The sequence below is a fragment of the Anaplasma marginale str. Florida genome, assembly GCF_000215485.1.
Lineage (GTDB): Bacteria > Pseudomonadota > Alphaproteobacteria > Rickettsiales > Anaplasmataceae > Anaplasma > Anaplasma marginale.
In genome coordinates this window covers 1-786 of record NZ_AFMS01000066.1, presented here as the reverse complement: position 1 = coordinate 786, position 786 = coordinate 1, and the positions used below count along the sequence as shown (strand labels likewise).

Genomic DNA, 786 nt, shown 5'->3' with positions numbered 1-786 from the left:
TGGAATAAATACAACAAAGTAGGGGCGAGGGCCGCCGGATCCTTGAGCAAATTTCCCATCTCAAACCCAAAGACCCTGGACTTAGTAAAATCTAGTAGGTCCTCTTCATTATCAAAAAGTGCCGCATGTGAACCTTCGGAATGCCACATCATCATGCGCCCAGCTAGGGTATCTGCACCCCCTATACCCAAAAAAGGCACAAGATTGCGCAACATCCTGTCTTCCTTCCTGAGCTTAAAATTGCCTTCTATGGCATCATTTATGCGCAGTATGTCATCTGGAGTTAGGTCGCTCGAGAGCGTGGTCGCCAGCACTTTCATCCATTCCATGAGAAACGTTCTGTTCTCGGTCGTATCGTCTAAGTGTAGCGGATTCAACCCGGTATTGCCCCTGGGCTCTACAACTGAATAGATGCCATTTAGGGCTCTGATGAAGATTTCCGCACCGTGGTCTTTATCGAAAAAGAAAATCCTGGGAGAGAATTTCATTGCCTGAACACACAGAAAGTTCATCAGCACTGTTTTACCACCCCCAGTTGGGCCTATTATTGCCGTATGGCCAACGTCACGTATGTGGAAACTGAAGAAGAACGGAGTACCAGATGTGGTGTCAAAAACCGTGACCGCCTCCCCCCAGTGGTTATCAAACTTTTTGCCGATGGGGTAGTTGTGCTGGGACGCGAAACCAGCCATATTCAGCGTACTAATCACCGCTTTCCGCACAACATATGAAAAGTTGCCCGGAAGTTGAGCCCAAAATGCGGGCTCCAGATTTACTTTCTCTCTG

At 48.1% G+C, this 786-nt stretch carries 1 pseudogene; it reads right to left on the bottom strand.

What is annotated here, in order from left to right:
- Nucleotides 1-786 (bottom strand): annotated as a pseudogene (locus GAC_RS01885) (VirB4 family type IV secretion/conjugal transfer ATPase); the annotation flags it as partial.